Here is a 21,890-nt window from a genome sequence, read left to right on the forward strand (position 1 = left end):
CGCGGCCTGGCAGCCGCGCGCTTCAAGCGGCGGGCGTGTTCTGGGTGTCGACGATTTCGACAGAGAAACTGAGTTCAGCGGTTTTCTCGAGCATCGCCGAGGCTGAACAGTATTTTTCGTGCGACAGCTGCACGGCGCGCTCGACGGCGGCACGCGGCAGCTTGCTGCCTGTGACCGTGAAGGCGAAATGAATGCGGGTAAATACCTTGGGATCGGACTCGGCGCGGTCGGCCGACAATTTGACGGTGCAGCCGGTCACGGCGTGGCGGCCGCGCTTGAGGATCAGCACCACGTCGTACGCTGTGCATCCGCCGGTGCCGACCAGCAACATTTCCATCGGACGGGGGGCCAGGTTGTGGCCGCCGCCGTCTGGGGCTCCGTCCATGGTGGCCACGTGGCCGCTGCCGGTGCTGGCCACGAACAGCATGCCGTCGGGTCCGCCCCAGTTGATGGTGCATTCCATGCGTATTCCTTGAGCTTGTAGGCAAACAAGTGATGATGATACCGCGTGGGCTGCGCAGCAGGTCGTGCGCCTCGGCCCGGCGGGGCGGGGGCATCACGGTTGCGTACAATTCCTCATCAAGAAACTGCTGTAAACAGGGGCGGCCACGTCCGCCCAGGAGCCCAACCATGACCGCTACCGTTCCGCCTTCCGGATCCACGCCGTTTTCGCGCCGACGCGGGCCGCTGGACCCGCTTATTGGCGAAATCGACCGTGCGCTTCGAGTTCTGTCGGGAGCCGCGGACTCGGCCCGGCCGTACCCCGCCACCGAACCGGAACCCGTTCCGCCCCTTACTGAGCAGCAGAAGCGCCACGCTGCCGGACTGATGCGAGTCAATCACGTGGGTGAAGTGTGCGCCCAGGCGCTGTATCGGGGGCAGGCCGCCGCCTGCCGGGACGCGTCGGCCACCGATCTGTTGCGCCGGGCGGCGTCCGAAGAGGTCGACCATCTGGCCTGGTGCGCGCGCAGGCTCGAAGAGCTGGGCAGCAGGCCCAGTCTGCTCAATCCGCTCTGGTATGCCGGTTCGTTCACCCTGGGGGCGCTCGCCAGTTGCGCCGGCACGGCCCGCAACCTGGGCTTCATGGCGGAAACCGAACGGCAGGTCGAGGTCCACCTCGATGGGCACTTACGCAGCCTGCCCGAGCCCGACCAGCGCTCGCGCCAGATCGTGAATCAGATGAAGCAAGACGAGGCGCAGCATCGCAACAGCGCAGAGCAGGCGGGCGGCGTGCCGCTGCCGGCGCCGGTACGGGGCGCCATGCGTGCGATGTCGCGGCTGATGACATCCACTGCCTACTGGATCTGAGTGCTGTCCAGCGCCGTGGCGAACCGGTATGCCGCGCGGCGCCGCCCGCGGTGCGCTGGCGCGGTCAGGTACGCTTGCCATCGGCCAGGCTCCCGCCTCGCGAGGTCGTGAGCCCGCTGGTGCGACGCAGCATACTTTGTGCGGGCGGGGGCGAGCGGACGGCGCAAAGGTTGTCTAAGTGGTTGAATCTTATAGGGTAACCCCGCAAGGGTTTACCCTTTTTGCAAATTGCCATTGCAGCACGACAGCCATTGTCCGCGCGCTTTTGCGGGCTGATTGCAGCGCGGCCGCAACAACCGCAGCAGCGCGCCAAAAAAATCTTGCATCGCACAAAACCTTGCGCTACCATTCAGTCATGGATGTTGAAAACGCAGCGGCGCGGTACCAAACCCCGATGCGTAGCGGTTGAGCCTGGTACAGGTTCCCCAACATGCCCCGGTTGTCTCCTCCACCCTCCTCCTTTGGTGGATTTAGCCCGAGATCGCAAGATCTCGGGCTTTTTTTTGCTCTCGGGCATGCGTCCCTGATTTTTGTGCGCGCAGGGCGGCCGGGCCGTCAGCTAGTGATTACCCTTAATTCGTCGTCATGCAATGGCCGCGAAACAATTACAATGAATTTCGACAGCGCCCGCCGCGACGGCACGCGTTACGTTCTGTGCGGCCGCCTTGCACTTGTTTAAGTCTCTCATATAGGGCGGTTACACCCGCTCTCGATAATGATGGGCTACATGAATTTCGACCCGATTAAGGTATTTCCGTGACCTGGCTGTACATCTGCGTGGCGGCGTTCACGGTGGGGGGCCTCATCGTGGCGTCCGAGCGTTGGCATGGCGCCTTCACCGGCGACAGCGACCTCAGCAAACCCCAGGCCTCGCATACGCGGGCCACGCCGCGCGTTGGGGGGCTGGCCGTCCTGGCGGGTTCGCTCGCCGGGCTCCTGGTGCTGGGGCCCAGCAACATGACGCTGACCTGGCTTTGGCCCGCGCTGTTCGTGGCCGTCATGCCCGTTTTCGTGGCCGGGCTGCTTGAAGACATCACCAAAGACATTGGCGCCAGCAAGCGCTTGCTGGCCGCATTCCTGTCCGCCGCGATTGCCTGGTGGCTGCTTGGCGGCGTCAGCCGCGTGGGTATCGCGCCGGTGGACTGGGTCCTGTCATATTGGCCGATCTCGCTGCTGTTCACCATGTTCGCAGTTGGCGGCTGTACGCACGCCTTGAACATCGTCGACGGGATGAACGGGCTGGCGGGCATGGTGGCCACCCTGATGGCGGTGTCCATCGCGCTGGTCGCGCTTCAGGTTGGCGATCTTCCCATATCCATGATTGCCGCCGCGCTGGCGTCCGCCACTGTTGGGTTCCTGGTCTGGAACTTCCCGTTCGGCAGGGTATTTCTGGGCGATGGCGGCGCTTACTTCCTGGGTTTCATGCTGGCCGAGCTTGCTGTCCTGCTGGTGGTGCGCAACCCTTCGGTTTCCCCTTTCTATGCACTGGCCGTGCTGTTCTACCCGGTATTCGAAACCGGCTTCTCCATCTGGCGGCGGCGCTTCAAGCGCGGCGTGCCTGTCGACCAGCCCGACGCCCTGCACCTGCACCAGCTGGTGTTCCGCCGGCTGGTCCGCGTGACCTTCAGCCGCCGGCGCCGCCATGCGGTGCCGGCGCTGTGCAACGCGCTGGCCTCGCCCTACATGTGGGTGCTGGCGCTCATCGGCCTGGTGCCGGCCACGATCTGGTGGGACAACGCCTGGATCCTGTGCCTGAGCCTCGGGGTTTTTGCGGCGGCCTATATCTGGCTGTATGTGCGGCTGGTGTCGTGGCGCCGCCCTGGCTGGTTGCTGTTGCCTCGTACACACTGAGCCAGGGTGGATGAGCGCGCTGCGGGCCTGGGGGCCGTCGTTACAATTCCCCGTTCCTATCTGAAATGCCGCGACACGATCGTGGCAAAGGGAGAGCTATCTTGCGTATCGATGAAGTGAAACTTGCCGTGGTGGGCCTGGGCTATGTCGGCCTGCCGCTGGCCGTAGAATTCGGCAAGAAGCGTCCGGTGATTGGATTCGACATCAACACCAAGCGCATCGACGCCCTCAAGGCGGGCCATGACCATACGCTGGAAGTCGACGATGCCGAGCTGGCGCAGGCCAGGCACCTGAGCTACACCGCTGATCGCGCCGATCTGGCGAAGGCGAATGTGTACATCGTGACGGTGCCGACGCCCATCGACGAATACAAGCAGCCCGACCTGACGCCGCTTGTGAAGGCCAGCGAGACCATCGGCGCGGTGCTCAAGCGCGGTGACATCGTCATCTACGAGTCCACGGTGTACCCGGGCGCAACCGAGGAAGACTGCGTGCCGGTGCTCGAGAGGGTGTCTGGCCTGAAGTTCAACGAGGACTTCTACGCGGGATACAGCCCCGAGCGCATCAATCCGGGCGACAAGGCGCACCGCGTGAACACCATCAAGAAGGTGACCTCGGGGTCTACCCCGGAAGTGGCCGACCTGGTCGATACGCTGTACAACGAGATCATCACGGCGGGTACCCACAAGGCGTCGAGCATACGCGTGGCCGAGGCGGCCAAGGTGATCGAAAACACGCAGCGCGACGTCAACATCGCGCTGATCAACGAACTGGCGCTGATCTTCAACAAGATGGGCATCGATACCGAGGCCGTGCTGCAGGCGGCCGGCACCAAATGGAATTTCCTGCCGTTTCGGCCGGGCCTGGTGGGCGGGCACTGCATAGGCGTGGATCCGTATTACCTGACGCACAAGGCGCAGGCGATCGGCTACCACCCCGAGATCATCCTGGCCGGCCGACGCCTGAACGATTCGATGGGCAGCTACGTGGTGTCGCAGCTGGTCAAGGGCATGACCAAGCGGCGCATTCATGTGGAAGGGGCTCGCGTGCTGGTCATGGGGCTGACCTTCAAGGAAAACTGCCCCGACCTGCGCAATACCCGGGTGGTCGATATCGTGAACGAGCTGGGCGAATACGACGTGGCCGTAGACGTGTACGACCCCTGGGTCGACCCGCAGGAAGCCGTGCACGAATATGGCATCACCCCGGTGGCCAAGCCGGAAGAGAACAAGTACGACGCGATCATCCTGGCCGTGTCGCACCAGCAGTTCGTCGAAATGGGCGCGGCCGCCATACGCAAGCTGGGCAAGGCCAAGCACGTGCTGTATGACCTGAAGTACGTGCTGCCCGCCAACGAATCCGATCTGCGACTGTAAGGAGCCCGCATGAGTGAACGCTACGCAAGCATTCAGCGGGAACTGCGCCAGGCGCCACGCAAGTGGCTGGTGACCGGTTGCGCGGGCTTCATCGGATCCAATCTGCTGGAAGCGCTGCTCAAGCTCGACCAGACCGTCGTGGGGCTGGATAATTTCGCGACCGGGCATCGGCACAACCTCGACGAGGTCCGCAATTCGGTCGAGCCCGCGCAGTGGGCGCGCTTCACGTTCCTGGAAGGCGATATCCGCGACCTGGCGGCGTGCCGCCAGGCCACCGACGGCGTCGAGCACGTGCTGCACCAGGCGGCGCTGGGTTCGGTGCCGCGTTCGCTGAACGACCCGATCACCACCAACGAGGTGAACATCGGCGGGTTTCTCAACATGCTGGTGGCCGCGCGCGACGCCGGGACGCGAAGCTTTGTGTATGCGGCATCCAGCTCGACCTACGGCGACCATCCCGGCCTGCCCAAGGTCGAAGACACCATCGGCAAGCCGCTGTCGCCATATGCCGTGACCAAGTACGTCAACGAACTGTACGCTGACGTGTTCGCGCGTTCGTACGGCATGTCGAGCGTGGGGCTGCGCTATTTCAACGTGTTCGGCAAGCGCCAGGATCCCGAAGGTGCGTATGCGGCGGTCATCCCCAAGTGGACGGCCTCCATGATTCGCGGCGATGACGTGGTGATCAATGGCGACGGGGAAACCAGCCGCGACTTCTGCTTTGTGGACAACGCCGTCCAGGCCAACCTGCTCGCTGCGCTGGCACCTCAAGAAGGCCTGAACCAGGTGTACAACGTGGCCTACAGCGGTCGCACCACGCTGAACCAATTGTTCCGCTACCTGGCCCAGACCCTGGGCGGACAGGGAGTGCAGTACGACAAGCAGCCCGTGTATGCCGACTTCCGCGCGGGCGACGTGCGCCATTCGCAGGCCGATATCGGCAAGGCCGGCAAGTTGCTGGGGTACCAGCCGGCCTACGACATCGTGCGCGGACTCGAAACGGCCATGCCCTGGTATATGCAGTTTCTGCGTTAGCGATTTTTGAAAGCGCTCATCCGCCGCTTCAACGCCATCCATCCGGACCACCTCCGCATTTTTCGCGGCGCGTTCCGGGTGGCTATCTTTCTGGTGCTGGGCAAGGCCGCCGGTGCCCTGAAGGAAATGGCGGTAGCGTACCGCTACGGTATCAGCGACGCCGTAGACGCCTACCAGTTCACCATGACCCTGGCCAACTGGCTGCCCGCCACGATCGTGGGGGTGCTGGGGGTCGTACTGATTCCCGTGCTGGTGCGTCTGCGGCGCAGCGCGCCCCACGAGCGCAACCAGTTCGTGCGCGAGCTGCAGGGCATCATCCTCGTTGGCGGGCTGGTGCTCGCCGCTCTGACGGCCCTGGCCTGGCCCTGGGTGTTGCGCTGGCTGGGTGCCGGCTTGTCGCCGGAAGTGCAGGCCATGAGCACGCAGCTGCTCTACGCCTTCGTGCCGGTCACCGCGTTGTTGTTGATCGCCGGCGTGAGCGGCGCCCGGTTGCGCGCCCACGAACGGCACGTCAATACACTGCTCGACAGCCTGCCGGCCGTGGCCACGCTGGCCTGGGTGATGCTTGCCGCAGTGTCGGCGGACAACGTCGGACCGCTGCTGTGGGGCACGCTGGTGGGGTATGCCATCCAGGCGGTCTGGCTGGCCTGGCTGGCTTCGCGCGCCGATGGCGGATTTTGGGGGGCCCCCCTGCTGACGATGCGGTCGCCGCATTGGCCTGAGTTGGTCAGCGCGGCGGGTGTCATGCTGGTGGGGCAGGTGGCCATGAGTTTCGTGGGGCCGCTCGACCAGTACACGGCTGCCAATCTGGGCGACAACGCCAACGCCACGCTGGGCTATGCCAGCCGGCTGCTTTCGCTGCTGCTGGGTATTGGTGCGGTATCGGTGGGACGCGCCGCGCTGCCGGTGCTGGCCGATGTGCAAAGCCGAGGTGACTCGGCGCGCGCACGCACCATGGCGCTGAAATGGTCGGTGCTAATGGTCGCGGCAGGCGCCGCCGTCGTGGCCGTGGCCTGGGTGCTGGCGCCTTGGGGCGTGGCGCTGTTGTTCGAGCGCGGCGCGTTCACCGCTGAAAACACCCAGGCCGTGGCGCAGGTGCTGCGCTGGGGGCTGTTGCAGCTTCCGTTTTATTTCGGCGTGCTGATCCTGGTGCAGTTGCTGGCCAGCCAGAACCGTTACCGCGTCATGGCGCTGATCGCCGTGGCCAACTTCCTGCTGAAGATCCTGATGAATGCCCTGCTGGCACCGCGCATGGGCACGGCCGGCATTATGCTGGCCACCAGCCTGATGTACGCCCTGTCATTCACCTGCTATATGGTGGTGGCGTGGCGGCCGCACGAGCCGCCCGCTGCCAAAGAGAGCTCCTGATGCACACGCCCCGCGTTGCTCCGCGCGTGCTGATTTTCATCCATTCGCTGCATGGCGGCGGCGCCGAACGAGTGGCCGCCGACCTCAGCGCCCACTGGGCGCAGGCTGGCTGGCAAGTCATGGTGGCCACCCAGGCCGACGCAGCTGACGATGCCTACGCTTTGCACCCCTCGGTCGAGCGCGTCGTGCTGCATACGGCGGGCGAGGGCGGCGGGCTGCGAGGCCTGATGGCCAACTTGCGGCGGGTGCGGGTGTTGCGCCAACTGCTGCACCGGTTCCAGCCCGACATCGTGCTGGCCATGATGACCACCGCCTCGGTGCTGGCCGTCCTGGCTGCGCGCGGACTGCCCTGCCAGGTGATTGCCACAGAGCATACCCATCCCCCCTCCCAGGCCTTGTCGGGCTTGTGGCAGCGCCTGCGGCGGCTGACGTACCCGCGCGCGGCGCGCGTGGTTGCCCTGACGCGCGGTACAGCCGACTGGCTGTCGCGACACGTGCCGGGTTCAAGACTGGCCGTCATTCCGAACCCGGTACAGTGGCCGCTGCAGCGCACCGACCCGGTACTGCCCCCCCCGTCCACGCAGGGCCGCAGACGCCTGCTCGCCGTGGGGCGCCTGCATCCCGACAAGGGTTTCGACCTGCTGATACAGGCCTATGCCCGGATTGCGGGCCGGCACCCCGAGTGGGACCTGACCATCCTGGGGGAAGGCAGCGAGCGGCAACGGTTGCAGGCGCAGATCGATGGCGCCGGACTGCAGGCGCGCGTGGCCATGCCCGGGCGGGTCGGCAATGTGGGCGACTGGTATGGCAGTGCCGATCTGTACGTATTGAGTTCACGTTTCGAAGGGCTGTCTAATACCTTGCTGGAGTCGCTGGCCAGCGGCCTGGCGGCCGTCTGTTTCGATTGCGATACGGGCCCGCGGGAAGTGGTGCGCGACGGGGTCGACGGCATTCTGGTACGCCCCAACGGCGATGTCGCGGCCATGGCGGCAGCGCTGTCGAGCCTCATGGGCGATGATGCCGCGCGGCAGGCGCTGGCGCAGCGTGCCATCGAAGCGCGGCAGCGGTTCTCGGCCGGGCATGTGCTGGGCCTGTGGCAAGATCTGTTTGACGACGTGCGCAATCCGGGGCGCTGACCCGCTTTGGCCCGGAACAACTCTTACAAGCGCGAGACACCAACATGTGTGGAATAGTCGGAATCTGGGGGCCCTTGCAAGACAAGGCGCAGGTGCTGGCCGACAGCTGCCGGCGCATACGCCATCGCGGCCCCGACAGCCATGGATTCTGGGACGACCCGGGCGCCGGCGTGGCGCTGGGCCACGTGCGCCTGGCCATCCTGGACCTCACTGAAGCCGGGCACCAGCCCATGGTGTCGGCCTGCGGCCGCTATGTGCTGGTGCTCAACGGCGAAATCTACAACCACCTGGAACTACGCGCCCGCCTCGAGCAGGCAGGCCAGGCACCCGACTGGCGCGGACATTCGGACACCGAGACAGTCCTGGCGGGCTTTGCCGCGCTGGGTGTCGAGGCCACGCTGCAGGCCGTGGTGGGCATGTATGCCATCGCGCTGTGGGACCGCGAGCGACGCACGCTCACGCTGGCGCGCGACCGCATGGGCGAGAAGCCGCTCTATTACGGCTACACAGGCGCGAATCTGGTGTTCGCGTCCGAATTGAAAGGGCTGATGCCCATTCCCGGGTTCGGGCGTGAATTGAACCGGGCGGCTCTTGCCTCGCTCATGCGCCATAACTACATTCCGGCGCCGCAATCCATCTACCAGGGCATCTTCAAGCTGCCGCCGGGAACCTGGCTGCAGGTTTCCGAAGCCGAGCTGCAGGGCCGCCGGGTGGCCGATCCCCAAGTATATTGGTCGGCGCTGCAGGAGGCCGACCGCGGCCTGCAATCCCCCCGCCGATTCGACAGTGACGCGCAGGCGACCGATGCGCTCGAGGCGTTGTTGTCCCAGGCAGTGGGCGGGCAGATGCTGTCCGACGTGAGCCTGGGTGCGTTTCTTTCCGGTGGCATCGATTCGTCGACCATCGTGGCGCTGATGCAGGCGCAGAGCAGGCAGCCCGTACGCACCTTTGCCATTGGTTTTCACGAGAAGAAATACAACGAGGCCGAGCATGCCAAGGCCGTGGCCAGGCATCTGGGAACCGACCACACCGAGCTCTACGTCACGCCCGACGACGCGCTGGCCGTGGTGCCCACGCTGGCCGACATGTACGACGAGCCGTTCGCCGATTCGTCGCAGATTCCCACCTCGCTGGTGACGCGCATGGCACGCCAGCACGTTACGGTGGCGCTGTCGGGCGACGGCGGCGACGAATTGTTCGGCGGTTACTCGCGCTACTTTCGCGTGCGCGACTGGTGGCGCAAGTGCGAGCGCATGCCGGGGCCTGCGCGGCACATCGGCGGGGCGCTGTTGAGCGCATCTGCCGCGCTGCCTGGGCGCGGCGCCTGGCGGGGCAAGGTCGGCAAGCTCGGCGAACTGCTGCGCGCCGATACGCGCGGCGAGTTCTACCGCCTGTTCGTGTCTTACTGGAACGATCCGGGCCAGGTGGTCAAGGGCGGCGTCGAGCTTCCCTCGCCGTTCGACCAGCCAATGGTTGGCACGGCCTTCGACGTGATGATGAAGCTGGATTCGGTCACTTATCTGCCCGATGACATCCTGGTCAAAGTCGACCGGGCGGCCATGGCGGTCAGCCTCGAGACGCGCGTGCCGCTGCTCGATCATCGGGTGTACGAATTCGCGTGGCAGTTGCCGTTCGAATACAAGGTGCGCGGCAATACCGGCAAATGGCTGCTGCGCCAGGTGCTGTACCGTCATGTCCCGCAAGCCCTGGTCGACCGCCCCAAGCGGGGCTTCGCGGTACCGCTGGCCAGCTGGCTGCGCGGCCCCCTGCGCGACTGGGCCGAAGCCTTACTTGACCCGGCGCGGTTGCGCCAGGAGGGCTGGTTCGAGCCTGAACCCATTCTGCGCAAATGGCGCGAACATGTATCCGGCCACCGCAACTGGGACAGCCGCCTGTGGGGCGTGCTGATGATGCAGGCCTGGCTGGATCGCTACCACGCCGGCATGGCCGGCGAACAGGATCCCCATAGATGAAAATATTGCTGCTGGTCAGTTCCATGCACGCAGGCGGCGCAGAACGCGTGGCCGCCACCCTGGTCAATGCCTGGACCGATCGCGGTGATACCGTGACACTGGTACCCACTTACTCGTCAAAGGGCACCTGCTTTTATCCCCTCTCTGATGCAGTGGACCTGGTCTGGCTGGCCGACCGCGCCGGTACGCGTGCCAGCGGGCCTCTGGCAGCGCTGCATCGCCTGCGTACGCTGCGTGCGATCATCCGAGAAAACGACCCCGACGTCGTCGTGTCGTTCCTGACCAACGTCAACGTGGCGGCCATCATGGCAACGCGAGGGCTCGACGTGCCGCTGATCGTGTGCGAGCGCACCAACCCCGTCGTCGAGCGCAGCACCGGACGGGTCTGGCGGGCGCTGCGCCGGCTGTTCTACCCGAGCGCCGACATGGTCACCGTGCAGGCCGAAGATACGGTCGAGCCCTTTGCATACCAGGTGCCCGGCATCAAGCAGCTGAAGGTCATTCCCAATCCGCTGCCCCCCGAACTGCTCGACGCGCCGTTGGTGGATGCCCGGGCGCCCGCCGCCCGCAAGCGTCTGGTGGCAATGGGACGGATGGCGCCCGCCAAGCAGTTCGACCTGCTGGTCGACGTATATGGGCAGCTTGCCGATGAATTTCCCGAATGGGACCTCTGGATCTGGGGCGACGGGCCTGGTCGCGACGACCTGCAGGCCCGCGTCGCCGCGGCCGGCCTGGACGGGCGCGTGCAATTGCCCGGCCGCACCACCGAGCCCTGGGCCGAGCTGGCCAAGGGGCACGCGTTCGTACTGAGCTCCGCAGTCGAGGGATTTCCCAATGTGCTGCTCGAGGCCATGGCGCTGGGGTTGCCCTGCGTGGCGTTCGACTGCCCGAGCGGCCCGCGCGAGATGACCCGCGACGGGCAGGACGCTTTGCTGGTGCCTGCCGGCGACCGCGTTGAATTGGGCACGGCCTTGCGGCAGGTGATGCATGACCAGGCATTGCGCCAGGAACTGGGCGCGCGCGCTGCCGCATCGGTGCGCACGCGCTACGCCTTGCCGGCCGTGCTGGCCGAGTGGGATGCCCTCTTCGCGGCGGTGCGAGGCCGGGCATGACGCGGCCGGCCATTCTGCGCGTGACCCATGTCATTACCGGCCTGGGGCAGGGCGGCGCCGAATCGGTGCTGTTTCGCCTGGCGACCTATCCCGATCAACGCGTGCGCCATACCGTTGTGTCGCTGACCGACGAAGGGGTATACGGCACGCGCCTGCGACATGCCGGGGTCACGCTGCATACTCTGGATATGCCGCGCGGGCGGCTCACGCTGGCCGGTTTCCTGGCGCTGCGCCGACTGCTGGCGCGCGATCGCCCTGATGCCGTGCAGACCTGGATGTACCACGCCGACCTCATCGGCGGACTGGCGGCGAGACTGGCGGGCGTGCGCGCGCTGGCCTGGGGCATCCGCAATTCGGGCGCGCATCTCGATCGCAGCAGCCGTTCGGCGCGCCTGGTGCTGAAGCTGTGCGCGCGGCTTTCGGGCTGGCTGCCGCGCGCAGTGGTGTGCGCCGCGCGCGACTCGGCCTTGCGCCACGAGCAGTACGGGTACCGCGCCGATCGCCTGGTGGTCATTGCCAATGGGTATGACTTGTCGCGCTATCAGCCCGATGCGACGGCGGGGCAGCGCATGCGCCAGTTGTGGCGGGTTGCCCAGGGTACGCTGCTAGTGGGCTGTGTGGCGAGGTGGGATCCGCTGAAGGATCACGCCAATCTGCTGGGGGCCGTCGCGGCCTTGGTGCGCGATGGGCGCGACCAGGGCTTGCGGTGTGTGCTGGTGGGACGAGGCATGACGCCGGGCAACGCCGAACTGGGGGCGCTTATCGAGCGGCTGGGATTGCGCGGCCGGGTGTTGCTGGCGGGCCCCAGCGATGAGATTCCGGCCGTCATGAACGCACTCGATCTGCACGTGTTGTCCAGCTGCGCAGAAGGCTTTCCCAATGTGGTCGCCGAGGCCATGGCCTGCGGTACGCCCTGCGTGGTCACCGATGTGGGCGACGCGGCACACATCGTGGGGGGGACGGCGCCGGTCGTGCCGCCCGAGCAGCCCGAGGCGTTGGCCCAGGGCATAGCCCGGGCCCTGGACGACATCTCCGCGCGCGGCCGCGACGCGGCCGGCGCCGAAGGGCGGGCCCGCGTGCTGGCCGAATTCGACTTGGCAAGAATGGTTGCCGCCTACGAGTCCGTTTGGCGCCGCATCGCCGGAGGCCGCGCATGAACCGCTCGAACCGCCTGCTGTTCGTGGTGAACAACCCGGCTTTCTTCCTGTCGCATCGCCTGCCCCTGGCCTTGGCGGCGCAGCGCGCCGGCTATGACGTGCACGTGGCCACCATGGCGGGAGAAGCCGTGCCGCGCATCACTGCGCTGGGGCTGACCCATCATGCCATTCCCATGACGCGCAGCGGCAAGAACCCGCTGCAGGAATTTCGCACGCTATGGTCGCTGGTGCGCCTGTTCCGCCGACTGAAGCCGGGGCTGGTGCATCTGGTCACGATCAAGCCGGTGCTGTATGGTGGCATCGCGGCGCGGATGGCGGGCGTGCCCGCCATGGTGTCGGCGATCTCCGGCCTGGGCTTCGTTTTCGTGGCGCAAGGGCGCAAGGCCACGATGGTGAGGCAGGTCGTGAGCGCCCTGTACCGCCTGGCGCTGGGGCACCGCAACAGCCGCGTGGTGTTCCAGAACACCAACGACCGCGACACGCTGCGCGGTCTGGGGGCCGTGCGCCAAGAGCAGGTGGTCATGATCCGGGGCTCAGGTGTGGACTTGGCGGCCTATCCCGCCTTGCCTGAGTCTGCGGGGCCGGTGACGGCATTGATGGTGGCCCGCTTGCTGCGCGACAAGGGGGTTCTAGAGTTCGTGGCCGCAGCACGCCTGTTGCAGCAGCAGGGGGCGGCCGTGCGCATGGTGCTGGCCGGCGGGGTCGATCCTGGCAATCCCGCGTCCGTCACGCAAGCCGATGTCGACGCGTGGCAGCAGGAAGGTTGCATTGAAGCGCTGGGCGAGCGCAGCGACATCGCCGAGCTTTACGCGGAATCGCATATTGCGGTGCTGCCCTCTTACCGGGAAGGCCTGCCGCGCTCTCTGATCGAGGCCGCGGCTTGCGGGCGGGCGGTCGTCACCACCGATGTGCCGGGTTGCCGAGACGCGATCGAACCGGGCGAGACCGGCCTGCTGGTGCCGCCGCGGGATGCCCAGGCCCTGGCCGATGCGATCGGCCGGCTGGCTGCGGATGCGGCGCTGCGCCAGCGGCTCGGCCAGGCCGGGCGCCGCCTGGCGGAACGCGAATTCGATATTGAAGACGTTTGCCAGCGCCACCTGGATGTCTATCGCCTGCTGCTGGCCAGGCAGCGAGGCTGAGCGGGGCGGCGTTTGCGACACGCCAGGCCCCAGCGCCTGCCACCGCTGCCCCTCAGCGGCGCGCCAGCGCGTCGATCCAATAGCGAGTCGAGGGATCCTGGTCGCCTCCGCCGTCGGACGTCGGGGCATCCAGTTCGTTGATGATGCGCTTGGCCAGCAATTTGCCGAATTCCACGCCCCATTGGTCGAACGGATTGATGCCCCACAGCGCACCTTGGGCGAACACCTTGTGCTCATAGAGCGCCAGCAATGCGCCCAGGGAATACGCATCGAGGCGCGGCAACACGATCAGGTTGGAGGGACGGCCCCCCGGGTGGACGCGGTGGCGCGCCAGCAGGTCGGCGCGGCGCGAGTCGGGCTCGTGGGCACGGGTTTCCTGCAAAGCTTCTTCGTACGACTTGCCGCGCAGGAGTGCGGAACGTTGCGCCAGGCAATTGGCGATCAGCATGTTGTGGTACCGGGCATAGGCGTGGTCGGGCTGGGCGCAGACGATGAAATCGACCGGCGCGCCCGTGGTGTCTTGATGCAGCCACTGGAAGAACGTGTGCTGGCAGTCGGTGCCCGGCATGCCCCACACCACCGGCCCGGTCGGCACGCCCACCGGCGTTCCGTCGCGGGTGGCCACTTTGCCCAGCGATTCCATTTCGAGCTGCTGTGCCCAGGGCACCAGGTGCAGCAGGCGGGAATCGTATGGGGTGATGGCTTGCGTGGCATAGCCCAGCACGCTGCGATTGGCCAGACCCGCCAGCGCCATTTGCAGGGGCGCATTCTCGCGTGGCGGCGCCTGCAGGAAGTGGTCGTCCATGGCGGCGGCGCCAGCCAGCAGCTGGTCGAGCGTATCGCAGCCCAGCGCCAGCGCAATGGGCAAGCCTATGGCAGACCACAGCGAATAGCGGCCGCCCACCCAGTCCCAGAACCGGAACACGCGGTCGGGGGATATGCCGAAATCGAGCGCGGCGTCGACGTTGGCGGTGACCGCCACCACATGTTTGATGGGGTCGGCGACTCCGGCATCGCGCAGCCAGTTCATGGCGACCTCTGCGTTGGCCAGCGGCTCGGTGGTGGTGAAAGACTTGGACGCCACGATGACCAGGGTGCGCCGCGGGTCGAGCTGGCCGATGGCATCGGCCACCGCGTGTGAATCGACGTTGGACGCGAACTGGATGTTGCGATGCAGGCCGCAGTGCCGCAACGCGCGCGTGATCATGCGCGGCCCCCAGTCGCTGCCGCCGATGCCCAGGTGCAGGACGTCGGTATAGGCGCCCGACTGATCGAGTTCGCGCACGAAGCTGCGCACCCGTTCGCGTTCGGTGAGTATGGCCTGCGCCACAGCGGTGGGCGGATTCGCGGCGCGCAGCGCGGTATGCCAGGCGGGCCGGCGTTCGGTCCAGTTGGCTTCGCCGCCGTCATACAGCTGCGCGCGTGCGGCGTCGAAGTTCTGTTGGGCCAGCAGGCCCTGGGCGGCCTCGTCCAGCGCATCGGACTGCGCCTGGGCGGTCAGGTCGATGCGCAGGCCGGCGGCTTCGATGACGCGCAGGCGGTCGCCGTTGCGCGAGGCGGTCTGCGCCGCCTGGGCAAAGGCCAGCCACGCGGGGCTGGTCGGCAAGGTGGTAGGCATGGTGGGAAGGGCGTAGGGGTCAGAAGGGCAGGGTAACGCCTGGGGCCAGTCGCAGCAGTTGTTCGCGGAAGTCGGCCTGGATACGCGCCAGCGCCTCGGGCGTGTCGGCCTCGAAGCGCAGCACCACGACGGGCGTGGTGTTGGACGGACGCGCCAGGCCGAAGCCGTCGGGATATTCGGCGCGCACCCCATCGATGGTGATGACGTCGATCGCGCCGTCGAACTGCCCCTGCTCGCGCAGGGCCTGCACCAGTTTGAAGGGCTCGCCCTCGGACATTTCGAGCTTGAGTTCGGGCGTGGAGATGGCCTGCGGCAGCGATTCCAGCGGTTCGGATGCATTGGCGTGGCGCGAGACCACTTCGAGCAGCCGTGCGCCCGTATAGAGGCCGTCATCGAAACCGTACCAGCGCTCTTTGAAGAAGATATGGCCGCTCATTTCGCCCGCCAGCGGAGCGCCCGTCTCGGCCAGCTTTGCCTTGACCAGCGAGTGTCCGGTCTGCCACATGAGAGGCTGCCCGCCGGCGGCCTGCACGGCCAGCCCCACGTGGCGGCTGCATTTCACGTCGTAGATGATGGTGGCGCCGGGGCATCGTTGCAGGACGTCGCGCGCCAGCAGGATCAGCTGGCGGTCGGGCCAGATGATCTGGCCAGATTTGGTGACGACGCCGAGACGGTCGCCGTCGCCGTCGAAAGCCAGGCCTAGCTCGCAATCGGTGCGAGCCAGGTGGTCGATGAGGTCCTGCAGGTTGTGGGGGTCGGCCGGATCGGGATGGTGATTCGGAAACGTGCCGTCGACCTCGCAATACAGTTCGTCGACCTCGCAGCCCAAGGCGCGGAACAGCTGCGGCGCCACCGCGCCGGCCACGCCGTTGCCGCAATCGATGGCAATTTTCAGGGGGCGGGCCAGCTTGACGTCGCCCACGATGCGCTGGACGTATTCTTCGATCAGGCGAATTTCGCGGCGGCTGCCGCGCGGCGCCGCGGGCGCGGCAGCTTCGCCCGCGTTGTTCATGGCGTCTCGCAGCGCCTGCACGCCGTCGCCATACAAGGCCTTGCCACCCATCATCATCTTGAAGCCGTTGTATTGCGGCGGATTGTGGCTGCCGGTAATGGCCACGCCCGAGCCGGTGCCCTGTGTGTAGGCGGCGTAATAGACCAGGGGCGTGGGCACCTGCCCGATGTCGATGGTATCGATGCCGCCGTCGAGTATGCCTTCTTGCAGCGCCTGCGCCAGTTCGGGGCTGCTCAGGCGCCCGTCACGGCCTACCACAAGGGCGCTGACGCCTGCTTGCCGGGCCTGCGCAGCCAGGGCGCGGCCCAGGGCCCGCGCAAAGCCGCCATCAAGGGGGTCGGGCACGGTGCCGCGGATGTCGTAGGCCTTGAAAACTGCATCGGGATAGCGGGCGGGTTGGTTCAAGTGAGCTCCTTCGGGGATGGCGTGGCGGGTTTCGCCGATCGGGCGGCCGCGCATGGGTGGATTATCCCCGATTCGCCGGCCGCGCGAAGCATTGCCCGCCCTACAATAGATACACTATTTCTTCCCTTTGCAACCGGCGTGCCCGGGCACCTTTACACGGCTGGCGGCCATGACTTTATTGAGTGAATTGCAGAATCTGGTGGGCGCGGCCCACGTGCTGACCGGCGCCGATGCCGAGCCCTATCTGCAGGATTGGCGGCGCCGCTACCGGGGCGCCGCCCTGGCCGTCATCCGCCCGGGGTCTACCGACGAGGTGGCGCAGGCGGTGCGCCTGTGCGTGCAGCATGGCGCGCCCGTGGTGCCTCAAGGGGGCAATACCGGACTGTGCGGGGGGGCGACGCCCGACGATTCGGGCCGCGCCGTACTGCTTTCCACGGCACGCCTGAATCGGGTGCGCGCAATCGACACCGACAATGACACCATCACCGTCGAGGCCGGCTGCGTCCTGCAGGCCGTGCAGCAGGCCGCGCGCGACGCCGGCCGCCTGTTCCCGCTGAGCCTGGCCGCGGAAGGCAGCTGCACCATCGGCGGGAACCTGGCCACCAATGCGGGCGGGACCCAAGTGCTGCGCTACGGAAATGCGCGCGAACTCGCGCTCGGGCTGGAAGTGGTCACCGCCGAAGGCGAGGTCTGGGAAGGCCTGCGGGGCCTGCGCAAAGATAATACTGGTTACGATTTGCGCGATCTGTATATCGGCAGCGAAGGCACGCTCGGCATCATTACGGCTGCCACGCTGAAGCTCTATCCGCTACCGGTGGCGTCTTGTACGGCGCTGCTCGCGCTCGATTCGATCGACGCCGCCGTCGAGCTGCTGTCGCGTGCGCGCACCGGCTTTGGCGCATCCCTGACGGGCTTCGAACTCATGGCGGGCGATTGCCTGCAGGCCGTGGTTCGGCTGTTTCCCCAGCAGCGCCTGCCCTTCGACGGGCCCTCGGCCGATTCCCCGTGGTTCGCCTTGCTTGAGTTGTCGGACAGCGAAAGCGAGCAGCATGCGCGCGAGCGCTTCGAGACTGTGCTGGGCGAGGCCATAGAGGCCGGCCTGGTCACCGACGCGGCCATTGCTGCCAACGTGGCGCAAAGCCGCGCAATGTGGCACCTGCGCGAGAGCATTCCGCTGGCCGAGGCCGAGCAGGGCAAGGGCATCAAGCACGATGTCTCGATACCCATTTCGTCTATCGCCACCTTCGTGCGCAAAACCAATGCATTGCTGCAACAGCGATTTCCGAATGTGCGCAACGTGGTTTTCGGCCATATGGGCGATGGAAACCTGCACTACAACGTCGCGCGGGCGCCGGGGCAGACCGAGGCAGACCTGCTGGCGCTGCAACAGGATGTCTACGACATCGTGCACCGCAGTGTGCAGGAACATTCGGGTTCGATAAGCGCCGAACACGGCATCGGACAGCTCAAGCGCGACGAGCTGCCTCACTACAAAAACCCGCTCGAATTGGCGCTGATGAAGCGCGTCAAGCAGGCGCTGGATCCGCGCGGGCTGATGAACCCCGGGAAGGTGCTGCAGGTGTAGATGCCGGCGGGCGATCGCGGTCTCAGGCGCCGCGGTGGCCCGCGCGGGGGCGGGCCCGGTGCGGTCAACGCGCCGGCAGCACCGTGCCTGACGAAGCGCCAAAGCCTATGCGCGGATACCCGGGCTTGTCGCAGTGCGCCCGGATGATGATCTGGTCGCCATCTTCCAGGAACACGCGCTGTTCGCCCCAGGGCAGCGTGACAGGGGCCTTGCCGCCCTGGCTCAGTTCGAGCAGCGATCCGGCCTGGTCGGGCTCCGGACCCGAAAGTGTGCCTGTGCCTAGGAGGTCGCCCGGCTGCAGATTGCAGCCGTTGACGGTATGGTGCGCGATCAGCTGGGCAATGTTCCAGTAGGCGTCGCGGAAGTTGCTGGCGGACAGCCTGGCCGGCGCGTGTCCCGCAGCGCGCGAGGCTTCGGTGGTGAGCAGCACTTCCATCTGCACATCGTAGGCGCCGCGCGCGCGATTGCTGTCGGACGACAGATAAGGCAGCGGTTGCGGTTCATCCGCCGAGCGGGTCCAGGCGATGCGGAATGGCTCCAGCGCTTCCATGGTGACGACCCAGGGCGAGATCGTGGACGCGAAGTTCTTGGCCAGGAACGGCCCCAGTGGCTGGTATTCCCAGGCCTGGATGTCGCGCGCCGACCAGTCGTTAAGGATACAGAGGCCGAACACGTGCCGGTCGGCCTGGTCCAGCGGGATGCGGTCGCCCTGTGGATTGCCCTGGCCCACGAATACGCCCAGTTCGAGTTCGTAATCGAGGCGCTTGCATGGGCCGAACTGGGGCGGTTCGCCTTCGGCGGCCGGGCGTGTCTGGCCCACCGGACGCGGAAAGCGCTGCTCGACGCCTACGCTCGAAGCGCGGCCGTGGTAGCCGATAGGAACCCATTTGTAGTTGGGCAGCAGGGGGTTGTCGGGGCGGAACTGCTTGCCGACGGCCGTGGCATGGTGCAGCGAAATATAAAAATCGGTGTAGTCGCCTATGCGTGCGGGCGTGGTGTACTCGGCATCGGCCTGCGGCATCAGCAGGGGCTCAAGCTGGGGGCGCTGCGCCGCACCGAGGCGCAGGGCGCGCGATAGCGCCAGGCGCAAGGCACTCCAGTGCGCCTGGCCCAACGCCATCAGCGCGTTCAGGCTATCGGTCGAGCACGCGGCCAGGGCTTCGCCGGCCAGGCCGTCGAGCAGTTGCAGCCGCGCCAGCGCCGCCAGGTCGAGGATCTGGTCGCCGATCGCCACGCCGGGCCGCCAGGTTTCCTGCGCATCGCGCCGACGGAACACGGCGTAGGGCAGGTTCTGTACGGGAAAGCCGATGTCCGGGTCATTCGCGCTTGCAACCCAGCTGGTCAGCGCGGCGTCATGGGTTTCGTTGAGGCTCGTCATGGGCATGCTCAAGGTTGGGCCGGGTTGAAGTGCTTCTTCAGCCCCTGCCAGCATTGGTAATAGTCGTTCTGCAGTTGTGCGCTGGCCAGGGCCTGCGCAGTGGGGCGGATGACGCGGCGGGTTTCGAACATGAAGGCCATCGTATCGCGTATATAGTGCGGCTGGCTGGTGTCGGCCGCACTGGCCTTCGCATGGGTATCGGCGTCGGGTCCATGACCGCTCATGCAATTGTGCAGGCTGGCACCGCCCGGGGCGAAGCCTTCTGCCTTGGCGTCGTATACGCCGTGGATCAACCCCATGAATTCGCTGGCCACATTGCGGTGGAACCAGGGCGGTCGGAAGGTGTCTTCCATGGCCAGCACCCGTGGCGGGAAAATCGCGAAATCCATATTGGCGGTGCCGGGGGTGTCGGACGGGGCCGTGAGCACTGTGAAGATGGATGGATCGGGGTGGTCGAAGCTGATGGACCCGATCGCATTGAAGCGGCGCAAGTCGTATTTGTACGGCGCGTGCGTGCCATGCCAGGCCACCACATCCAGGGGCGAATGACGGATGGCCGCCCGCCAGAATCCTCCCGTGAACTTGGCGATGAGTTCGAAGTCGCCATCGATGTCTTCGTAACAGGCCACGGGTGTCTGGAAGTCGCGCGGGTTGGCCAGGCAGTTCGAACCTATCGGTCCGAGTTCGGGCAGCCGCAGCGCGGCGCCGAAGTTTTCCAGCAGGTAGCCGCGCGCCTCGCCGTCGAGCAGCTCGACGCGCATGCGAACGCCGCGTGGAATGACCGCGATCTCCTGGGGCTCGACTTCGATGACGCCCAGTTCAGTGGCCAGGCGCAGACGGCCATGCTGAGGCACGATCAGCAGCTCGCCATCGGCGTCATAGAAGTAACGGCCCTGCATCGAGCGGTTGGCCGCATACAGATGAATGCCCACGCCAGCCTGTTCGGCCGGGCTTCCATTGCCGCCCCAGCTGTGTACGCCCGCGATGAAGTCGGTGGGGGCTTCGGGAATGGGCAGAGGGCTCCAGCGCATCTGGTTGGGCGTCACGGGGCCCTGCCCGAACTCGCTGAGCCAGCCAGGGGCTGCGTCGCAGGCCTCGAAAGGCTGGTGCAGGGCGGCCGGCCGGATGCGATACAGCCATGACCGGCTGTTCTCGCTGCGCGGCGCGGTGAAGGCCGTTCCGGAGATCTGTTCGGCATATAAGCCGTAAGGGCAGCGTTGGGGCGAATTGCGGCCGACGGGCAAGGCCCCCGGCAAGGCTTCGGTAACCCAATGGTTGCCAAAGCCACATTGGTATTGCAGCGGCATGGTCTCTCTCTTTAGTGTGGGCGCGTCTGCAGCAGTGGTCGTGGAGGGTATTGTCAGCAAAAAGCCGTACCATGGCTATGGGAATAGAGAAATATCGACTATAAATTCTGTGAATATCGTGCGCTCCCCTGGGCTTTTGACATGGCCGAACTACGACATCTGGACCTGAACCTGCTGGTGGTGTTCCAGCACCTGCTGGAAGAACGCAATATCTCTGCGGTGGCCCGTCGGCTCGATCTGTCGCAGCCGGCCGTCAGCAATGCCCTGCGCCGGCTGCGGGCTGCGCTGGGAGACGATCTGTTCGTGCGCACCCCGCACGGTATGCAGCCCACCCCGCATGCCGAACGTCTGGGCGGGCCGGTGGGCGAGGCGCTGGCTTTGCTGTCGCATACGATCGGCGCCACGCATGATTTCCACCCCGCCGACAGCCAGCGGCGTTTTTGCATCGCCATGTCGGACGTGGGCGAAATTCATTTCATGCCGCGACTGATTGAGCAATGCGCCAGTCATGCTCCCGCCGTGCGCATTGACTCGCTGCGCCTGCAAGACGCCGATTTGCGCCGAGAAATGGATGCCGGCCGTGTCGACCTGGCCATCGGCGCTTTCGAAGGGCTCGGCAGCGGCATCATGCAGCGCATGTTGTTCCGGCAGGGGTATGCCACGCTCTACCGTCGTGGGCATCCCGGGGCCTGTGAGGGGATGGGCCTGAAGGCCTTTCGCGCCCAGAAGCATCTGGTGGTATCGCGCGCCGCGCCATACGGCCAGGTGAACCAGGCGCTCGAAAAGGCCGGCGTGGTGCTCGCGGCGCACTTCAGCGTGCCGCACTTTTCGGCCGTGCCCTATATCGTCAGCACGACCGACCTGCTGGCGACGGTGCCGCAGAAACTGGCTGCCGGCGTCGCACCTTATTTCGGGCTGGGCACGTTGACCCCGCCGGTGCGCGTGCCGGCATTGCAGACCAATCTGTACTGGCATCGGCGCTTCCATCGCGACAGTGGCAATCAATGGCTGCGGGCGCTGGTGCTGGAAACCTTCGCGGAATCGGCCTGAGAACCGAAGCCCGGCAGCACTGAAGCCGCGGTGGCCTGCGCCGATGGAATGACGGCAGGCGTCATGCATCCCGTTGTGAT

Annotated in this window: 17 protein-coding genes; 12 read left to right on the forward strand and 5 right to left on the reverse strand. The window is 66.3% G+C overall.

Annotated features, from left to right (window positions below; all coding sequences use genetic code 11):
- Positions 1 to 22 precede the first annotated feature (22 nt).
- Complete coding sequence (locus tag ACV17W_RS17470) at positions 23 to 463, reverse strand: OsmC family protein (protein ID WP_462593614.1); 441 nt, start codon at positions 461 to 463, stop codon at positions 23 to 25.
- Between the two features lie 167 nt (positions 464 to 630).
- Here ACV17W_RS17470 and coq7 point away from each other — a divergent pair, with 167 nt between their 5' ends.
- From coq7 to ACV17W_RS17520, 10 genes are all read left to right on the forward strand, one after another.
- Entirely contained in the window at positions 631 to 1,308 is a 678-nt protein-coding gene (gene coq7 / locus ACV17W_RS17475; protein WP_462593615.1) for a 2-polyprenyl-3-methyl-6-methoxy-1,4-benzoquinone monooxygenase, read from the forward strand.
- A 756-nt stretch (positions 1,309 to 2,064) separates the two neighbouring features.
- Complete coding sequence (locus ACV17W_RS17480; protein ID WP_462593616.1) at positions 2,065 to 3,159, forward strand: MraY family glycosyltransferase; 1,095 nt, start codon at positions 2,065 to 2,067, stop codon at positions 3,157 to 3,159.
- Between the two features lie 101 nt (positions 3,160 to 3,260).
- On the forward strand, positions 3,261 to 4,535 hold the full coding sequence (gene tviB, locus ACV17W_RS17485; protein ID WP_462593617.1) for a Vi polysaccharide biosynthesis UDP-N-acetylglucosamine C-6 dehydrogenase TviB: 1,275 nt from the start codon (positions 3,261 to 3,263) through the stop codon (positions 4,533 to 4,535).
- A gap of 9 nt (positions 4,536 to 4,544) precedes the next feature.
- On the forward strand, positions 4,545 to 5,570 hold the full coding sequence (locus tag ACV17W_RS17490; protein ID WP_462593618.1) for an SDR family oxidoreductase: 1,026 nt from the start codon (positions 4,545 to 4,547) through the stop codon (positions 5,568 to 5,570).
- 6 nt (positions 5,571 to 5,576) lie between these two features.
- The gene (gene murJ, locus ACV17W_RS17495; protein ID WP_462593619.1) at positions 5,577 to 6,938 is read left to right on the forward strand and encodes a murein biosynthesis integral membrane protein MurJ; all 1,362 of its coding nucleotides are present in this window, start codon (positions 5,577 to 5,579) and stop codon (positions 6,936 to 6,938) included.
- Entirely contained in the window at positions 6,938 to 8,074 is a 1,137-nt protein-coding gene (locus tag ACV17W_RS17500; protein ID WP_462593620.1) for a glycosyltransferase family 4 protein, read from the forward strand. Before murJ ends, ACV17W_RS17500 begins: the two co-directional genes overlap by 1 nt.
- 44 nt (positions 8,075 to 8,118) lie before the next feature.
- A complete protein-coding gene (asnB, locus tag ACV17W_RS17505) occupies positions 8,119 to 10,047 on the forward strand; it encodes an asparagine synthase (glutamine-hydrolyzing) (protein ID WP_462593621.1) in 1,929 nt (642 codons plus the stop codon).
- The gene (locus tag ACV17W_RS17510) at positions 10,044 to 11,159 is read left to right on the forward strand and encodes a glycosyltransferase family 4 protein (protein ID WP_462593622.1); all 1,116 of its coding nucleotides are present in this window, start codon (positions 10,044 to 10,046) and stop codon (positions 11,157 to 11,159) included. The genes asnB and ACV17W_RS17510 overlap by 4 nt, the downstream gene beginning before the upstream one ends.
- Entirely contained in the window at positions 11,156 to 12,316 is a 1,161-nt protein-coding gene (locus ACV17W_RS17515; protein ID WP_462593623.1) for a glycosyltransferase family 4 protein, read from the forward strand. Before ACV17W_RS17510 ends, ACV17W_RS17515 begins: the two co-directional genes overlap by 4 nt.
- Positions 12,313 to 13,455, forward strand: coding sequence for a glycosyltransferase family 4 protein (locus tag ACV17W_RS17520; protein ID WP_462593624.1), 1,143 nt, complete (start codon positions 12,313 to 12,315; stop codon positions 13,453 to 13,455). The genes ACV17W_RS17515 and ACV17W_RS17520 overlap by 4 nt, the downstream gene beginning before the upstream one ends.
- Positions 13,456 to 13,507: 52 nt before the next feature.
- On the opposite strand, the gene pgi is transcribed toward ACV17W_RS17520, so the two are convergent.
- Positions 13,508 to 15,073, reverse strand: coding sequence for a glucose-6-phosphate isomerase (gene pgi, locus ACV17W_RS17525; RefSeq protein ID WP_462593625.1), 1,566 nt, complete (start codon positions 15,071 to 15,073; stop codon positions 13,508 to 13,510).
- Positions 15,074 to 15,092: 19 nt separating this feature from the next.
- Positions 15,093 to 16,490 (reverse strand): phosphomannomutase/phosphoglucomutase, encoded by a 1,398-nt coding sequence (locus tag ACV17W_RS17530; protein WP_462593626.1) that lies wholly within the window; start codon positions 16,488 to 16,490, stop codon positions 15,093 to 15,095.
- 169 nt (positions 16,491 to 16,659) lie between these two features.
- On the opposite strand from ACV17W_RS17530, the gene ACV17W_RS17535 reads away from it, so the two are divergent.
- Positions 16,660 to 18,075 (forward strand): FAD-binding oxidoreductase, encoded by a 1,416-nt coding sequence (locus ACV17W_RS17535; RefSeq protein WP_462593627.1) that lies wholly within the window; start codon positions 16,660 to 16,662, stop codon positions 18,073 to 18,075.
- A gap of 64 nt (positions 18,076 to 18,139) precedes the next feature.
- Here ACV17W_RS17535 and fahA read toward each other — a convergent pair whose 3' ends face one another.
- Together fahA and hmgA are read right to left on the reverse strand one after the other, a co-directional pair.
- A complete protein-coding gene (fahA, locus tag ACV17W_RS17540) occupies positions 18,140 to 19,453 on the reverse strand; it encodes a fumarylacetoacetase (protein ID WP_462593628.1) in 1,314 nt (437 codons plus the stop codon).
- A gap of 8 nt (positions 19,454 to 19,461) precedes the next feature.
- Entirely contained in the window at positions 19,462 to 20,760 is a 1,299-nt protein-coding gene (hmgA, locus tag ACV17W_RS17545; RefSeq protein ID WP_462593629.1) for a homogentisate 1,2-dioxygenase, read from the reverse strand.
- A 141-nt stretch (positions 20,761 to 20,901) separates the two neighbouring features.
- Between hmgA and ACV17W_RS17550 the strand changes: the two genes are divergently transcribed.
- Complete coding sequence (locus tag ACV17W_RS17550) at positions 20,902 to 21,810, forward strand: LysR family transcriptional regulator (RefSeq protein WP_462593630.1); 909 nt, start codon at positions 20,902 to 20,904, stop codon at positions 21,808 to 21,810.
- The last annotated feature ends 80 nt before the right edge of the window (positions 21,811 to 21,890 follow it).

It is taken from the genome of Bordetella sp. MIP270_01_BMS (assembly GCF_054958705.1).

Coding starts and splice junctions, on each gene's coding strand:
- ACV17W_RS17470 (WP_462593614.1), bottom strand. CDS start 463: ATGGAATGCACCATCAACTGGGGCGGACCCGACGGCATGCTGTTCGTG.
- coq7 (WP_462593615.1), top strand. CDS start 631: ATGACCGCTACCGTTCCGCCTTCCGGATCCACGCCGTTTTCGCGCCGA.
- ACV17W_RS17490 (WP_462593618.1), top strand. CDS start 4,545: ATGAGTGAACGCTACGCAAGCATTCAGCGGGAACTGCGCCAGGCGCCA.
- ACV17W_RS17500 (WP_462593620.1), top strand. CDS start 6,938: ATGCACACGCCCCGCGTTGCTCCGCGCGTGCTGATTTTCATCCATTCG.
- asnB (WP_462593621.1), top strand. CDS start 8,119: ATGTGTGGAATAGTCGGAATCTGGGGGCCCTTGCAAGACAAGGCGCAG.
- ACV17W_RS17510 (WP_462593622.1), top strand. CDS start 10,044: ATGAAAATATTGCTGCTGGTCAGTTCCATGCACGCAGGCGGCGCAGAA.
- ACV17W_RS17515 (WP_462593623.1), top strand. CDS start 11,156: ATGACGCGGCCGGCCATTCTGCGCGTGACCCATGTCATTACCGGCCTG.
- ACV17W_RS17520 (WP_462593624.1), top strand. CDS start 12,313: ATGAACCGCTCGAACCGCCTGCTGTTCGTGGTGAACAACCCGGCTTTC.
- pgi (WP_462593625.1), bottom strand. CDS start 15,073: ATGCCTACCACCTTGCCGACCAGCCCCGCGTGGCTGGCCTTTGCCCAG.
- ACV17W_RS17535 (WP_462593627.1), top strand. CDS start 16,660: ATGACTTTATTGAGTGAATTGCAGAATCTGGTGGGCGCGGCCCACGTG.
- fahA (WP_462593628.1), bottom strand. CDS start 19,453: ATGACGAGCCTCAACGAAACCCATGACGCCGCGCTGACCAGCTGGGTT.
- hmgA (WP_462593629.1), bottom strand. CDS start 20,760: ATGCCGCTGCAATACCAATGTGGCTTTGGCAACCATTGGGTTACCGAA.
- ACV17W_RS17550 (WP_462593630.1), top strand. CDS start 20,902: ATGGCCGAACTACGACATCTGGACCTGAACCTGCTGGTGGTGTTCCAG.